Annotated in this window: 9 protein-coding genes; 5 read left to right on the forward strand and 4 right to left on the reverse strand. The window is 32.8% G+C overall.

Translation table 11 applies throughout. The features are described 5' to 3' along the window. Positions 1-140: 140 nt before the first annotated feature. Positions 141-1,580: an alpha-amylase gene (locus GQ47_RS19580; protein WP_035651998.1), complete on the reverse strand. Its 1,440-nt coding sequence runs from the start codon at positions 1,578-1,580 to the stop codon at positions 141-143. Between the two features lie 520 nt (positions 1,581-2,100). Between GQ47_RS19580 and GQ47_RS19585 the strand changes: the two genes are divergently transcribed. Next, positions 2,101-3,531, forward strand: a complete 1,431-nt coding sequence (locus tag GQ47_RS19585) for a peptidylprolyl isomerase (RefSeq protein ID WP_035651999.1) — start codon at positions 2,101-2,103, stop codon at positions 3,529-3,531. Positions 3,532-3,608: 77 nt separating this feature from the next. Then, positions 3,609-4,562, forward strand: coding sequence for an AAA family ATPase (locus tag GQ47_RS19590; RefSeq protein ID WP_035652001.1), 954 nt, complete (start codon positions 3,609-3,611; stop codon positions 4,560-4,562). A gap of 54 nt (positions 4,563-4,616) precedes the next feature. Here GQ47_RS19590 and xrtN read toward each other — a convergent pair whose 3' ends face one another. Together xrtN and GQ47_RS19600 are read right to left on the reverse strand one after the other, a co-directional pair. Then, positions 4,617-5,849, reverse strand: coding sequence for an exosortase N (gene xrtN, locus GQ47_RS19595; RefSeq protein ID WP_035652003.1), 1,233 nt, complete (start codon positions 5,847-5,849; stop codon positions 4,617-4,619). After that, complete coding sequence (locus GQ47_RS19600; protein ID WP_238568015.1) at positions 5,850-8,345, reverse strand: XrtN system VIT domain-containing protein; 2,496 nt, start codon at positions 8,343-8,345, stop codon at positions 5,850-5,852. A 424-nt stretch (positions 8,346-8,769) separates the two neighbouring features. On the opposite strand from GQ47_RS19600, the gene GQ47_RS19605 reads away from it, so the two are divergent. Both GQ47_RS19605 and GQ47_RS19610 read left to right on the forward strand, forming a co-directional pair. Then, positions 8,770-11,541, forward strand: coding sequence for a bifunctional aconitate hydratase 2/2-methylisocitrate dehydratase (locus tag GQ47_RS19605; protein WP_035652004.1), 2,772 nt, complete (start codon positions 8,770-8,772; stop codon positions 11,539-11,541). Between the two features lie 125 nt (positions 11,542-11,666). Then, on the forward strand, positions 11,667-13,931 hold the full coding sequence (locus tag GQ47_RS19610) for an aconitate hydratase (protein ID WP_035652006.1): 2,265 nt from the start codon (positions 11,667-11,669) through the stop codon (positions 13,929-13,931). 170 nt (positions 13,932-14,101) lie between these two features. Here the strand turns inward: GQ47_RS19610 and GQ47_RS19615 are convergent, their stop codons facing one another. Next, a complete protein-coding gene (locus GQ47_RS19615) occupies positions 14,102-15,481 on the reverse strand; it encodes a Kelch repeat-containing protein (protein ID WP_035652008.1) in 1,380 nt (459 codons plus the stop codon). Positions 15,482-15,722: 241 nt separating this feature from the next. On the opposite strand from GQ47_RS19615, the gene GQ47_RS19620 reads away from it, so the two are divergent. Further along, a complete protein-coding gene (locus GQ47_RS19620) occupies positions 15,723-16,895 on the forward strand; it encodes a C40 family peptidase (protein WP_035652112.1) in 1,173 nt (390 codons plus the stop codon). Position 16,896 lies beyond the last annotated feature (1 nt).

The following is a 16,896-nucleotide window of genomic DNA, read 5'->3' on the forward strand; positions in this document are numbered from 1 at the left end:
TATAAATAGGTTGCAAAAGTACTATTAAATACGGCTTTATAAAAATATTCACTTCTTAAATTTAGAAGTCTTTATTCTTTAAGATGTTTTTTAGAAAAAAATAAGGCTGTTTTGCAACAGCCTTATCGAGTCACTTTAAATTACTGATTAATTGACCAAATTGAATATCCTTTTGGAGGGCATTGAATTTTTACCCATTTATCTGCCTGAGTTATTGGATACCAAGTTGAGTTTCCTGTGAAATCTTTAATTTGTGTGTTGGCCCAATTCGTCTGAATCCATCTTTCCTGCCAAACATCAGAATTATTGATGTAAACTACTAATCCAGGATTTCCATTGTATCCATTTCTTCTTGCAACATATTCATCATTATCAGAGTATAAAATAGAAGTTGTTCCTGTTGCTTTATTGTTGTGGATCCAGATTAGATTGTTTAATTTGTTTTTATCCAGCCATTCTTCATAATCTCTATAGAAAATTGTTGGATAACCTTCGTGAGTTAATATATAGGAGTACGCAAGCATTTTGCTCCAAATTTCATCAGTATCGTGATTGGTAACAAATGTTACCGCTTTGTATGGATTTCGTTTCCACATCATGTCATCATTCAAAAGTGCCAAATTATTTCCGTCAAAGGCATCATTCATTTTATAATAACAAGCAAAATCAAACACAGAACTATTGGCATTGTTTGCCCAGTCATTTAATACGTTTACATTCGAATCCCATAATTCACCAACTGAAAATCCGCCAACATTAGCATTCCATGCATTGACAACCCAAGCACCAAAACCTTTTACATAGTCGAATCTCCAACCATCAAATTTCATGGTATTTTTATAATATTTACCAACTCCGTCGGCGCGTATCCAAAGCCAGTCTTTTACGTAAGGATCTGCATGACATAAATCCGGAAATCCTCCAAAGGAACCTTCATCATTATTACCAAAACTGTTTTTATAAAAATTTGCATAAGTACGCTTAAATTTTCCCGAAGAAATCCCATTAAAATTAGTCCACGTATTTGTTCCAGTGAAAGGATTTGCTTCAGATTGCCCGCCACTGTTATGATTGATTACGATATCTGCATACACTTTTATATTCTCAGCATGAGCAGCTGTAATTAAATTTACCAATTCGGTTTTTGATCCAAATCGAGTTTCAGTACTTCCGTTTTGGTTATAATCTCCAAAATCAAAATAATCAGTTGGATCATAACCCATTGAAAATGCTCCATTTTGTGCTTTAGAAGCAGGAGGAAGCCAGATAGATCCAATTCCCGCGTTGCCCCATGCAGTGACTTTACTGCTAACGGTATTCCACCAGGTTCCGCCGGAAGGTACATCCCAATAAAAAGCCTGCATCATAACGCCTCCACCAGGATTATCGACATATTTTCCTGTAAGTGATGATTTTGTACCCGTACTAAAAGGTTTTCCATCGTGATGTGTAACGTTGATGATTTCAAATTGCTGACTTTCAGCTTTTGAATCAGCTTCAGGAGTGTCATTTTGTGAGCACGAGCATAATAATGCTGCAAACATGCTCACAAACAAAAATTTTGCTTGTGGTTTTTTCATAATAGATTTGGTTAAAATGGTTAATAAAGTTAGTAATTGCGCAATTTTTATGTTTTAAAAAGAGTTTATTCTTATTTTTTAACTAGTTAAATTGTCAATTACGCACGAATGTAGGTTTTTTTTGATTCGGTCTACATTTGCAAGAAATTAGTTATACAACGAAAACGTTGTAGTGTTAAAAACTTTTTTTATACCCTTATAAATTAAGATGTTGGATTTTTTAAAAGGAAGTTTTTAAAATAATAATAGTTTTGAAAGTGATATTAAGATAATGAGCAAAAAGTACTTTTGAATTTTATATTTAAAATACAATCTGTATAATTTTTTGTTAATAGTATAAGCGATAGTTGTATTATGTAATTGAATTGTTATTTTTGTTCGTTATAAGTAAAAGAACTAGAGTTTAATTGTTTACTGCTTTTGAAGTTCAGCTTCTAAAATAGAGCAATTCGGAGTTTAGTTTTTAAAACAAGGATAATTCTAAAAACAAGATCTTTACATTTAAATTAAATCTAAAATAATGTTATTAAAAAAATTACAGCTAAAAACAATTGATTACAAGCTTGTATTGACAATGTGTTTTTTACTTTTTTTCAGCTCAATGGTTTCAGCTCAGGAAATTATTCCAAATGTTGTCGCTCAAAAACCAGCTGAAGTTCCTGTTGGAAGACAAAAAATTGACGGTATTATTGCTACCGTTGGAGATTATATTGTTTTAGACTCAGATATTGATAAAGGATTTTTAGAGATTACAGCTCAAGGTGGTTCTGTAAAAGATATTACAAGATGCCAAATGTTGGGTAAACTTCTTGAAGATAAATTATACGCACACCAAGCGATTCAGGATAGTATCATTGTAAGTGATGCTGAGATTAGAGGTATGATGGAAGACCGTTTGAACTATATGGTTAAACAGGTTGGAGATATCAATAAAGTTGTAGAATATTATCATAAGAGTTCTGTAGAAGAATTCAAAACCTATTTTGCTGATATCTTAAAAGAGCAGAAATTGGCTTCTGAAATGAGAGATAAAATCATTAAAGAAGTTGAAATTACGCCGGAAGAAGTTCGTAATTTCTTCAAAAAAATACCAAAAGACGAATTGCCGACTTTTGGAGCTGAAATGGAAGTAGCACAGATTGTGGTAGAACCAAAAGTTTCAAAAGAAGACAAACAGAAAGTAATCGACAGATTGAATGCAATCAGACAAGATGTTATAGCAGGTTCGAGCTTTGCAACAAAAGCCGTTTTATATTCTATGGACCCAGGATCATCTTCTAACGGTGGATATTATAAAATGACTCGAAAAACTCCTTTTGTAAAAGAGTTTAAAGATGTTGCTTTTAGTTTGCAAGAAGGTGAAATTTCTCAACCTTTTGAAACAAGTTTTGGATTCCATATTATTATGGTGGATAAAATTAAAGGGCAGGAAGTTGAATTACGTCATATTTTGATTTCGCCAACTGTTTCTGAAAATGCTTTAAAAGAGGCTAAAGACAGAATCACAAATATTCGAAACAAAATCGTAAACAAAGAGGTTACTTTTGCAGATGCAGCCAGAACAGAATCTGATGAAAAAGAAACAAGAGCAAATGGAGGAATTTTAATAAATCCTAATACACAGGATACACGTTTTGAATTAACTAAAATGGATCCTCAATTATATAGCCAGGTTTCAAATTTGAAAGATACTGAGGTTTCTCAGCCACTTTTAAATGTAGATGAAAAAAGCGGTAAAAAGACCTATAAAATAATTACTGTAACAAACAGAATTAACGAGCATACCGCAGATTATGCACTGGATTATACAAAAATTAAAGATTTAGCATTGAAAGAAAAACAAATTGATGCAATTGCTAAATGGTTTGATAAAAAGATAAAAGATACATATATTAAAATTATTGGAGAATACAGACAATGTAATTTTGCTAATAATTGGCTGAAAAAATAATTTTTATTAAATAAATAAAAGAGTTAGTTTTATGAATCCATAGAGCTGACTCTTTTTTAATTTAAAAACATACTTAAATGTCTGACGTAACAGCAATTCATAATTTAGTTCAAAAACGAAACGAGTTAAAATCAGAAATAGCAAAAATAATTGTAGGCCAAGACGCAGTAGTTGATGAAATCTTATTGTGTATATTTTCAGGTGGACATGCCTTGTTGATTGGAGTTCCTGGTTTGGCAAAAACATTAATGATAAATACTTTATCTCAAGCTTTAGGTTTAGATTTTAAAAGAATTCAGTTTACGCCAGATTTAATGCCTTCGGATATTTTAGGAAGTGAAATTTTAGATGAAAATCGACAATTTAAATTCATAAAAGGGCCAATTTTTTCTAATATAATTCTTGCTGACGAGATCAATAGAACCCCGCCAAAAACGCAGGCAGCTTTACTTGAAGCGATGCAGGAACGTTCTGTAACCATTGCAGGACAGAATTATAAATTAGATTTGCCATATTTTGTATTGGCAACGCAAAATCCAATTGAGCAAGAAGGAACGTATCCGTTACCGGAAGCACAATTAGATCGTTTTATGTTTGCCATCAAATTAGAATATCCAACTTTTGAGGAAGAAGTTCAGGTTGTAAAACGAACAACTTCGGATGTCAAAACAACAATTAATGCTCTGTTTACAGCACAAGAAATTATTGATTTTCAACACTTGATTCGCAGAATTCCGGTTGCTGATAATGTTATTGAATACGCAGTAACGTTAGTAAGTAAAACACGTCCTGATAATAAATTGTCTAATGATTTTGTAAAAAATTATTTAGATTGGGGAGCAGGGCCAAGGGCTTCTCAGAATTTAATTTTAGCAGCAAAAGCTCACGCCGCATTTAATGGTAAATTTTCCCCAGATATTGAAGATGTAAAAGCAGTTGCAGTTGGAATTTTAAGACACAGAATTATTAAAAACTATAAAGCTGATGCTGAAGGAATAACAGAAGAAGTTATTATTCAGAAGCTGTTGTAACTATTATATTATATAAGAAAGCCTGACAAGATTAAGATTTTGTCAGGCTTTTTTTTATTGCTGAATTTTAGTTGTTTCATTAACCAAGCGAACAGATTTATTTGTAAATAGTTTGATTAAAAGAACTTCAGGAAGAGAAGTATATTTTTTTGAATCACATTCGTACCACCAATACGAATTGTATTGAACGTTGTTTTTCTCCATTTTTACCTGCCATATTTTTTGATTTCCTCTGGCAGTTTCTTTTTTCTCTATAATTTTATAGCCATTTCCAGTCCAGCAAACTAACGGATTATGTGCTGGAGTTTTTATATAAATCAACTTACTTGGAGTTGAAATTTTAAAAACTTCATTGTTTACCCAAGTTCCATTTTGAATGGAATACTCTGGACTTAAATTTTCAAGTAAATTGTTTGGATGTATTTTCTTTATTTCAAAACTGGTTGCAAACAGGATTGCAGTTGCTACAACTATAATGTCGAATTTATGTTGTTGCTTTTCTGTCTGAGTTTCTTCAGTTTTCGGTTTAAAAAATCGGATCAGAAAAAGCATTGGAACAATTTGATAAAATACAAAACACAAGATTCCAATAGTATGATGCAGTACATTTTCCTGAGTACATTGGAACAAAATAAGCGTAATGATTCTGAAATAATTCGAAATGATGTTGAGGATTATTATAACAACACAAAAAAGAAAAATCTGAAGGATATTGAAATATTTCGACTGTTTCTTTTCTTCTAAAGTTAATATAAAAGCACCTGAAAGTAATCCGGTTTTAAACATTGACAAACCCATACAAGCTGTGTCGACTGTGATTTTAGCATTATTAATGTAGAAATTTACACCTTCTATTTTATCAATTGCAATAAAATTCTTTAAAACGATGTAAACATAATAACAGAGAATTTGTTTTATTTCGGTTGTCATGTAGTCGAAAAAAGTACTGAATACCGAAGAGAACAGTAAAATACAAATGAAAGCAATAAGCGAAAATTTTTGCGTGAAACTGTAATACAAAAGACATATAAATAAAGCCAAAGCTAAAAGATGCAATGATTTAGTATGCAAGCGAAAGCTTATAAATTCTAGTATAAAAATCATTGCAAAAAGTGGATAGCTTATGTTGAAAGTCGTTTTTCGGCTCCCAATAAAAAACAACCCAATTGAAGCTAAAATTCCAAACAAATTATTATTCAGTCCTGCTGAAATTATGCTGTAGTTTAAAAGTAAAAGACAGCCGAAAATCAACAGGACAGTTTTTTTGTATTTCAGTAATAGATTCATTTATACTGTTTGTTTTTTTGTTTTTCGGTAATAGAAATAAAGTGTTGCTGTTCCAATAATAATCAAAAGCCATTCGTGAGGCTCAGGAACCGCGCCGTCATTGTTTATTGAAGCATTTCCTAAAGTATTTACGTTTTTCTCGATTCCGTTGTTTTTGTAATCTTCATCGGTTTCAAGAACAATTAATGACGAAATTGGCGTTACAATATTGGCATCTTTAGCTAATTCAACATATTGATTATTGGCCAAAGTGTCGTTTTGAATTTTAACCTGTTCTTCGAGAACTTTCCCAAAAGCGTACATTCTGTAAATATGATTTGGCCCATTGCTTTTTGAATTATTGTCTTGTGTGTTTTCACGAATAGAAACTTGTGACGGTTCAATATTGACACTGTTTTGATCTGTTTTGTAAACTGGAAATTGATGTTTGTTGATCATCTTTAAACAAGTAGCTAAACTGCTTTGAAAATATTCAACGTATTTTTGTTCTTTAGCAGTCTGCCAAAACGGATTAATATCTCCACTGATATTGATGACTTTTATATTCTTTTGTTTAGTTCCAGATTTAATTTTCTTCAGATAATCTGATTCTTCAAGTTCTTCAAAATTAGCAGAGAAAGTTCCCGATTTTGTTATCACTAAACTGTTTTTTGCCAATTTATAAAGAGGCAATAATGTATACTGAGAATCTTCAAAGTCAAGCTGAATGGCTTTAAAATTCTCTTTGTTGATTTGTTTTTTTTGTCCATTTACAAAAACGTAAATATTTTGCTGGTCAAGATTGACAAATGATTCTATTTGTTTAGTTGTCCAATTGTTGTTTAAATCCAAAATAATTTCAGAAGGAGTGAAGGGAATTACTGTTTTCGGAATTTGATTAACTGTATAAGTTTTTCCTTTCCATGCAAATGAATTATGATTGATTTTGTTTAATGGCATTGTTGCTTCCCAATTTTCAAGTCCTCTAGATTGATTCATATAAAATCCTTTTTCAAACTCAAAACTTTTACTCGTTTCTACAGCCGAATTTCCAGTTATTTGTATTCTTGAAATTGTTTCAGCATTTGAAATGTTTGGCCCTTTAATAGAAAGACTTTGATATTTCATTTGGCTGTCTTCGACTTGTAGCGGAGTTGTAAAACCGCATTTAAATTTTCTTGGAGTTTGTTTGTTAACTGGAAAAACTCTCACAACGACTTTATTTCCTTCTTTCCATTGCATTAATGAAGGATCACGATATTCTACACCAACAATTTGATTGTAAGCTTTTTTAGCTTTTTCTTTAGTGGTTAAAATGCCTTTGCGTTCCGTTCCATTAACCCATAAAGAAAGCGAAGTTGCCACGGAACCTTCAGGCAATTGAAAAGAATAAATCGCTTCTTCGTCTCCTCGTGCATCTTCGGCACATGCAATATCCATTGTAATTTCAGTGTATGCTAAGCGTGCTTCTGGATATACTTTTACGTCTTCTTTAATTTTTTTGGTAAATAAATCATCTCCGTTCCAAAGCTGTTCTTCTGTTTCTAACCTTTTATCAAAATTCGATTTCAGAATATTGATTTTGTCATCATTGTCTAAACCAAGATCATCACAAACTAAATAGGCAATACTGATAAAAGGATTATGGATTTTAGTTCCGTTGAATTGCTGTTTGCTGAATGAATTAAAACGGTCGAACGAAAAGAAGTTATCAATATTGATATATACAAGACCTTTCTTGAGCAGAATTTCATTAAAAAAATTAGGCTTTATATTCTGAGAAACTGAGATGTATGCAGGTAAATCGGTATTACTATTGAAAGAATTGATTTTTGCAATTTGAGCGATTTTTTTGCTTTCAATAACTAAACCGGCAGTAAAAATTAGAAAACCGACAAGCACAATTGAAAACCCGGCACTAAAGGAAAGATAATAAGGTCTGTTTTTAGGTAAATGAAAAATAACGGTTAGCATATGAATGACTAAGATTATTGCTGGAACCATTCCGTAGAAACCCATTCCCAAAGCCAATATTCCGATAAATGAATAGGGTAGAACGGGAATGAGAAATAAAGCAAAGTAAAATATAATCCAAAATGTAGCACCATTAATAAAATAAAATAGATATGTACGTGGGCTTTTTATATCACTTTGGTAAAGAAAAAAATTAGTGATGCAAAACACAAAAGTTGTAACATAAACCCAAACAGGTAAATGTTGAAAAACGGGAATAAAAACATTTAAGCTAAAACAGCCAATAAGCCAATTGAGCATTAAAAAAGGAGTAAGATGAAGATAGTCTTCTCTGTTTTTAAGAATAAGAAATGATACCACCGTTCCGTAAATAAATTCGATAATCAAACTTATCGATCCAATAGATTCGAATTCGTGGAAAGAGAATTCTTTAGAAGTGAGCGCACAAATCATAAATATTGTACTAAATAATGTCACTACGAGGCTAGTTTGTGTGCCTGATTTTTGAGAATAATAATCTAAAATTTTCATTTTGTATTTCATAGTTATATTTTTTAAAAAGTACTTTGAAATACAAAGTTAATAGAATATTTGAAAAACCAGATTTTTTTAATTTATTTTTTTGAAGAAAATTTGGAGTGAATTTTTCAGTTCTAAAAATCCATTTTAAAGACGAAAAAAAGTTAACTATAACGTTATAATTTCTTATTTAGAACTATTCTTTGCGAAAATAGGGGTAAAATCTCACTTACTTTATAACATCAAATTCCGACTTTGTTAAAGAAAAGATTTTAAAATATTAAAAATTCATTTTTTTAATACAAAATTGATATTTTGGCAAAAACAAGCAGTCAAAATCGTTTTTTAGCAATAATAATTTTTGAAAAGGCGACTTTCATTATATTCTTTTTAATTCTCACCTTTAATCTCTAAATTTGCGTACAAAAAAAAATACTTCTAATATATTATGAATACTTACAAAGATTACATTAACGAAATCGAAGAAAGAAAAGGCCAGGGACTTCACCCAAAGCCAATTGATGGTGCAGAATTATTAAGCGAAATTATTTCGCAAATTAAAGATGTTGATAATGAATATAGAGAAGATTCTCTTAAATTTTTTATCTACAATACTTTGCCGGGAACAACAAGTGCTGCAGGCGAAAAAGCTAATTTTTTAAAAGAGATTATTCTAGGTGAATCTGTAGTAAACGAAATTACGCCAGCCTTTGCTTTTGAATTATTATCACACATGAAAGGTGGACCTTCTATCAAAGTTCTACTTGATTTAGCTTTAGGTAATGATATTGCTATTGCAAAAGAAGCAGCAAAAGTTTTAAAAACACAAGTTTTCCTTTACGAAGCAGATACAGATCGTTTAGTAGAGGCATTCAAAAATGATAACCCAATTGCAAAAGAAATCCTTGAGAGTTACGCTCAGGCTGAGTTTTTTACAAAACTTCCAGAAGTAGCAGATACAATTAAAGTGGTTACTTTTATTGCTGGTGAAGGTGATATCTCAACAGATTTACTTTCTCCAGGAAACCAGGCGCACTCGCGTTCAGATCGTGAACTTCACGGTCAATGTATGATCACTCCTCAAGCGCAGCAAGAAATTAAAGCTTTACAAGCACAGCATCCAGATGCAAGCGTAATGTTGATCGCTGAAAAAGGAACAATGGGTGTTGGTTCTTCAAGAATGTCAGGTGTAAATAACGTGGCACTTTGGACAGGAAAACAAGCAAGTCCATATATTCCATTCGTAAACATCGCTCCAATTGTTGGTGGAACAAATGGTATTTCTCCAATTTTCCTAACAACTGTTGATGTTACTGGTGGTATTGGTTTAGATCTTAAAAACTGGGTAAAAAAGGTTGATGCAGAAGGAAATGTTATTCGTAACGAAAACGACGAGCCAATTTTAGAGCAAACTTATTCTGTTGAAACGGGTACAGTTTTGACTATTAATATTAAAGAGAAAAAACTTTATAACGGTGATAAAGAATTAATCGATATTTCTAAGGCATTTACGCCTCAGAAAATGGAATTTATTAAAGCTGGTGGTTCATACGCTATTGTTTTTGGTAAAAAACTACAGACATTGGCAGCAAAAGTTTTAAATGTTGAAGCACCTCTTGTATATGCTCCATCAAAAGAAATTTCTCATGAAGGACAAGGTCTTACTGCAGTTGAAAAAATCTTCAATAAAAATGCAGTTGGTATCGCTCCAGGTAAAGTATTACACGCAGGATCTGACGTTCGTGTAGAAGTAAACATTGTAGGTTCTCAAGATACTACAGGTTTAATGACTGCTCAGGAATTAGAGTCTATGGCTGCAACAGTAATTTCACCAATCGTAGATGGTGCTTACCAATCAGGTTGTCACACTGCTTCGGTTTGGGATAAAAAAGCGCAGGCTAATATTCCTAAATTGATGAAATTCATGAATGATTTTGGTTTGATTACAGCTCGTGACCCAAAAGGTGTTTATCATTCAATGACAGACGTAATCCACAAAGTACTTAATGATATTACAATTGATGAGTGGGCTATCATTATTGGTGGTGACTCTCACACAAGAATGTCAAAAGGTGTTGCTTTTGGTGCTGACTCAGGAACTGTTGCTCTTGCATTGGCTACTGGAGAAGCTTCTATGCCAATTCCAGAATCAGTAAAAGTTACTTTCAAAGGAGATATGAAAGGTTACATGGACTTCCGTGATGTGGTTCATGCTACTCAAGCGCAAATGCTTCACCAATTTGGAGGAGAAAATGTTTTCCAAGGAAGAATTATCGAGGTTCACATTGGAACGTTAACTGCTGACCAAGCCTTTACATTTACAGACTGGACTGCAGAGATGAAAGCAAAAGCTTCTATCTGTATTTCTGAAGATGATACTTTAATCGAATCATTGGAAATTGCTAAAGGCAGAATCCAAATCATGATCGATAAAGGAATGGATAACGATAAACACGTTCTTCAAGGATTAATCAACAAAGCAGATAAGAGAATTGCAGAAATTAAATCTGCTGAAAAACCAGCTTTAACTCCAGATGCAAATGCTAAATATTATGCTGAAGTTGTAGTTGATTTGGATCAAATTGCTGAGCCAATGATTGCTGATCCAGACGTAAATAATGCTGATGTTTCTAAAAGATATACTCACGATACAATTAGACCTCTTTCATTTTATGGAGGAGTGAAAAAAGTTGATTTAGGATTTATTGGATCTTGTATGGTTCACAAAGGAGATATGAAAATCCTTGCTCAAATGTTGAAAAACGTAGAAGCACAAACAGGAAAAGTTGAATTCAACGCGCCTCTTGTTGTTGCTCCTCCAACTTACAACATTGTAGATGAATTGAAAGCAGAAGGTGACTGGGAAGTTTTACAAAGATACTCTGGTTTCGAATTTGACGATAATGCTCCAAAAGGTGCTGCGCGTACAGAATACGAAAACATGTTGTACTTAGAGCGTCCAGGTTGTAACCTTTGTATGGGTAACCAGGAAAAAGCGGCAAAAGGAGATACAGTAATGGCAACTTCAACTCGTTTATTCCAAGGAAGAGTTGTTGAAGATAAAGAAGGTAAAAAAGGAGAATCTTTACTTTCATCTACGCCAGTTGTGGTTCTTTCTACAATTTTAGGTAGAACTCCAACTATTGAAGAATATACTGCTGCAGTAGATGGTATTAACTTAACAAAGTTTGCACCTTCAAACAAATCATTAGTAATGTAATCAAAAGATTATTTAATTATAATTCAAAAGCCCGAGTCATAAAACTCGGGCTTTTTTTGTAATAATTGTTCTATTTTTTGTAACTTGTCATGTTCAAAAAACAATAATAAAAACAAGTAAATCTTATGGCTTTTGATATTGAAATGATTAAAAAAGTGTATGAAAACATGCCAGGTCGTGTTGATAAAGCACGTGAAATTGTTGGTCGTCCACTTACTTTGACGGAGAAAATTTTATACAATCACCTTTGGGATGGAAATCCAACTAAGGCATTTGGAAGAGGAATTGACTATGTTGACTTTGCACCGGATCGTGTAGCATGTCAAGATGCAACGGCACAAATGGCATTATTGCAGTTTATGCATGCCGGTAAATCTAAAGTAGCAGTTCCTACTACGGTACACTGTGATCACTTGATTCAGGCAAAAATAGATGCTGCAACCGATTTGGCCAGAGCAAAAACACAAAGTAATGAAGTCTTTGATTTCTTGTCTTCTGTTTCTAATAAATATGGAATCGGTTTCTGGAAACCTGGAGCCGGAATTATTCACCAAGTTGTACTTGAAAATTATGCTTTCCCAGGTGGAATGATGATTGGTACCGATTCTCACACTGTAAATGCAGGCGGTTTAGGAATGGTAGCAATTGGTGTTGGTGGAGCAGATGCTGTAGACGTAATGTCTGGTATGGCATGGGAATTAAAATTCCCGAAACTAATTGGAGTTAAATTGACTGGTAAATTATCAGGATGGACAGCTCCAAAAGATGTTATTCTTAAAGTAGCAGGAATTCTTACTGTAAAAGGAGGAACTGGTGCTATCGTTGAATATTTTGGAGAAGGTGCAACCGCGATGTCTTGTACAGGTAAAGGAACGATTTGTAATATGGGTGCCGAAATTGGAGCAACAACTTCAACTTTTGGTTACGATGATTCTATGAGCCGTTACTTACGTTCTACAAACAGAGCCGATGTTGCCGATGCTGCAGATAAAGTAGCTTCTTACTTAACTGGAGATCCAGAAGTATATGCAAATCCAGAACAATATTTTGATCAGGTTATCGAAATTAACTTATCTACATTAGAACCACATTTAAACGGACCTTTTACTCCAGATTTAGCTACTCCGATTTCTAAAATGAAAGAGGAAGCGATTAAAAATAACTGGCCGTTACAAATTCAGGTTGGTTTAATTGGTTCATGTACAAACTCTTCTTATGAAGATATTTCTCGTGCAGCTTCTTTGGCAAGACAAGTTGCTGACAAAAACTTAAAAACAAAATCACAATTCACAATCACTCCAGGTTCTGAAGTTGTTCGTTCGACGATCGAAAGAGACGGTTTTATTGATACTTTCCATAAAATTGGAGCAACTGTTTTCGCTAACGCTTGCGGACCATGTATTGGTATGTGGGATAGAGAAGGAGCTGAAAAAGAAGAAAGAAATACTATCGTTCACTCTTTCAACCGTAACTTCTCAAAACGTGCAGATGGTAATCCAAACACATTAGCTTTCGTAGGTTCTCCAGAATTGGTAACAGCTTTGGCGATTGCGGGTGATTTAAGTTTTAATCCTTTAACAGATACATTAATCAATGAAGATGGAGAAGAAGTAAAACTAGATGCGCCAACGGGAGATGAGCTTCCTTCTAAAGGTTTCTATGCTGAAGATCCAGGTTTTCAAGCTCCGGCTGCAGATGGTTCAGGAGTTGAGGTTGTGGTAAATCCAACTTCAGAGCGTTTGCAATTATTAGCTCCGTTTGTGGCTTGGGATGGTAAAAACATTACAGGTGCTAAATTATTAATTAAAGCATTCGGAAAATGTACTACTGACCATATTTCGATGGCTGGACCTTGGTTGCGTTTCCGTGGACATTTAGATAATATTTCTAACAACATGTTAATCGGTGCTGTAAATGCATACAACCAAAAAACAAATTCAGTTAAAAATCAATTAACTGGCGAATACGATGCTGTGCCGGCTGTTGCCCGTGCATATAAAGCAGCAGGCGTTCCATCTATTGTAGTAGGAGATCACAATTATGGTGAAGGTTCTTCTCGTGAACATGCGGCAATGGAACCACGTTTCTTAGGAGTGAAAGCGGTTTTAGTGAAATCTTTCGCTCGTATCCACGAAACAAATCTTAAAAAACAAGGTCTTTTAGGATTGACTTTTGCAAACGAAGCAGATTACGATAAAATTCAGGAAGATGATACAATCAACTTCTTAGACTTGACAGAATTTGCTCCAGCAAAACCATTAACTTTAGAGTTTGTTCATGCAGATGGTACAAAAGATATTATTTTGGCAAATCATACTTATAATGAAGGTCAGATTGGTTGGTTTGTTGCAGGTTCTGCTCTGAATTTAATAGCGGCTGGAAAAGCTTAAAAATTAAAGTTCAATTATATAAAAAAAATGCTCTGTGAAAACAGGGCATTTTTTATTAGGAGCTGTTTCCGGCTGTCCGCTATATCTTTTCCTTGCTAAAGAAGCAAGAAAAAGGATGCCGCTCCCATCCGGGCTAGGGCACTCGTTTTTATAAGATTTCCGGAATAAAATTATCCGTTTGATTTAGCTAAATTTTTCTCTTGTGATAAATTTTTAATTCGGGTTGGTCTAGTGTTTTTGAACTCTTCCAAATCAACACTAAATGCTTTTGAAGAAGGCACTTTGGAATAGCTGTTTTCAAAACGACCACCTAAAAGATACAATTTGCCATTAAAATAATGCATAGCAGAATATTTTAATTCAATATTAATTTCATATTCTTTTAATTGTTTGGTTTGTATGTTGTACGTATGCATTTTTTGGTCTTCAAAAAAATAAATAATATTCTCATGATAAGCAATCGCTGGTCTTTCTAATTCTGATAATAATTCACCTTCTTTTTCCCATTTTTCAGTTATTAAATCAAAAGTTTCAATTTCAGAAATCGGTTTTCCGTCATTACCCCCAATCAGGTAAATTTTATCATTAATCAAAATTCCAGTAGTTTCCTTTGCAGTTGGCATAGGATCGAGTTCGTACCAATTTCCTGATGTAATATTGTAGAGATGCACTTTATTGGTAAACTCTTTTATATCTTTTTCAGATCTTTTTAAAGAACCGCCCATTACAATAATATTATCTTTATAAGTAAATGAAGCAAAATCTACAGCCTGATGCGGGTTAGTGTTATCTAATTTAACACTTTGTTTATCAAGATCTATAACTTCAATTTGATCCTCTAAATATTCCCAACTGCTTACTGAATTTACTGAAATTCTTTTACCACCTAAAACATATAATAACCCATTGTAATAGTGTAAATTGTGATAGCCTCTTGCTTTTAGGTTTACTTTTGAAGTTTCCCAAGTATTGGTTTCAATGTCATAAATAGAAAGATATTTTTTATAATGTCTTTTTTGAGAGTTATAATTAATTTCAGATAAATAATCGGTTGCGTCATAGCCGGCTTTTTCTGAGCGACCTTTTTCAAAATAATTTATGTCGGAATATGCATCACCACCACTAATATAAATTTTGCCATCTTTCAAAAAAGAGCCAAATGAAAATACAGGATTTTTTAGCTGGCTCAGATTGTTGAAAGAAAGACTTGTTTTTAATTTTGCATTAGGTGCAATTGCTACTTCAGATAAATTTTGAATGCTTTCTTCAAGATAAATTTTAAATTTATGCTTTGCTAAATATTGTAATGAGTATTTTACAGTTGTATAGCCAATATGCGAAAACTCCAATATTTCATCAGCTTTAAGATTTGAAAAAGCAGTTGTAGAAAACTCTCCATTTTTATTTGTGAGCGTTCCGGTTTTGCTGTTTACGGCAAAAATATTTACGTCTTCAAGAGGTTCGTTGTTTGTAGAAAACACAAAACCTTTTTGGGTTTGTGAAAATAAAATTAGTGGAAATAAAATAAAAATATAGAGTAGTTTTTTCACAAGTTTTTGAATGTTAAGTTAATATTAAATTTAAAATCATTGAATTATATAAAAAACTGCATTTCAAAAAGTTGGCTCAATATTTATGCCGAAGTTGTTAATTTGGATGAAATTAAGTGTTAAAAAATGTGTTTTTTTTACTTTAATAAGTTAAATTCGCTTTCCCCCAAATAACAAAATTGCTTTTTTTGAGTTTTACATATAGAAAGTTCAAAAAATGCGATTTGATAAAATGAAAATGATGGTTTACAGATTAATAATATTGATGTTTTTTTTTAGTGTTGGTGTTTTTTCTCAGGAAAAATACATTAAACATAAAATTTCAAAAGGAGAAAATATTACCGTTATTGCTAAAAAATACGGTCTAAAACCAAAAGATATCATCGATGCAAATCCTAATGCACCAAAAATCCTTAAACTAAATTCGGTTTTATTAATTCCAAACAATAACAAATCGGTTACTGTAAAATCTGATGATAATAAAGCTTCTGATTTAAAACCTGCTGATAAAATTGAAATTGCAAATGCTGATTTTCATGAAGTTCAGCAAAAAGAAACCCTTTGGGGAATTTCTAAGAAATATAATGTTTCAGTAGATGAATTAAAAAAAGCAAATCCGTCAATTGAGACTGATGGATTGAAAATTGGGCAACGAATCAACATTCCTTCTAAGAATGTTGCAATTGCTGAAAAACCTGCTGTAGTTAATGAAAATTCATCAGATGTTGAGGTTGTAGTCGAAGTACAGCCAAAAGAAACAAAATACGCCATTGCTAAGAAATATGGAATAGCAGTTGCCGAATTAGAAAAACAAAACCCATTTATAAAAGGAAAACTTCCTGTGGGTTATGTTTTGAAAATCAAAACTTCTAAAGAAAAAGCAGATGCTGCCGCTTTAAATTCAGTTCAAACACCAAACGAAATAAAACCAATTCAGGAAGAAAATATTCAAGTTGCAGATAATACAAATGTAAAAACAGATTCAGCAATGGTTCGCATAAGCAATCATTCGGAATTAATTGATTTGTTGATTTTAAATGCGACCCAAAATATTGGAACCCGTTATCGTTCTGGCGGAACTACAAAGGCTGGTTTTGACTGTTCAGGTTTAATGTTTTGTACTTTTGGAAACTTTGACATTAAATTGCCAAGAAGCTCAATCGAGCAATCCCGAATAGGAAGCAAAGTCAGTTCGGATGCTGCGCAAAAAGGGGATTTGATTTTCTTTAAAACGAATGGTAGACGCCATATAAACCACGTAGGAATGGTTGTAGAGGTTACTGAAGGAGAAATTAAATTTGTGCATTCTTCAACTCACGGCGGCGTCATGATTTCTTCAACAAAAGAACCTTATTACGAAAGAGCATTTTCTCAGGTGAATCGTATTTTAGAAGAGGAAACTAAAAAATTGTAAA

The sequence above is a fragment of the Flavobacterium sp. ASV13 genome, assembly GCF_000745775.1.
Classification (GTDB): domain Bacteria; phylum Bacteroidota; class Bacteroidia; order Flavobacteriales; family Flavobacteriaceae; genus Flavobacterium.

Bases quoted from the DNA above. Each gene is read 5' to 3' on its own strand.
- GQ47_RS19590 (WP_035652001.1), top strand. From the start codon at position 3,609: ATGTCTGACGTAACAGCAATTCATAATTTAGTTCAAAAACGAAACGAG.
- GQ47_RS19600 (WP_238568015.1), bottom strand. From the start codon at position 8,345: ATGAAATACAAAATGAAAATTTTAGATTATTATTCTCAAAAATCAGGC.
- GQ47_RS19620 (WP_035652112.1), top strand. From the start codon at position 15,723: ATGGTTTACAGATTAATAATATTGATGTTTTTTTTTAGTGTTGGTGTT.
- GQ47_RS19605 (WP_035652004.1), top strand. From the start codon at position 8,770: ATGAATACTTACAAAGATTACATTAACGAAATCGAAGAAAGAAAAGGC.
- xrtN (WP_035652003.1), bottom strand. From the start codon at position 5,849: ATGAATCTATTACTGAAATACAAAAAAACTGTCCTGTTGATTTTCGGC.
- GQ47_RS19580 (WP_035651998.1), bottom strand. From the start codon at position 1,580: ATGAAAAAACCACAAGCAAAATTTTTGTTTGTGAGCATGTTTGCAGCA.
- GQ47_RS19610 (WP_035652006.1), top strand. From the start codon at position 11,667: ATGGCTTTTGATATTGAAATGATTAAAAAAGTGTATGAAAACATGCCA.
- GQ47_RS19585 (WP_035651999.1), top strand. From the start codon at position 2,101: ATGTTATTAAAAAAATTACAGCTAAAAACAATTGATTACAAGCTTGTA.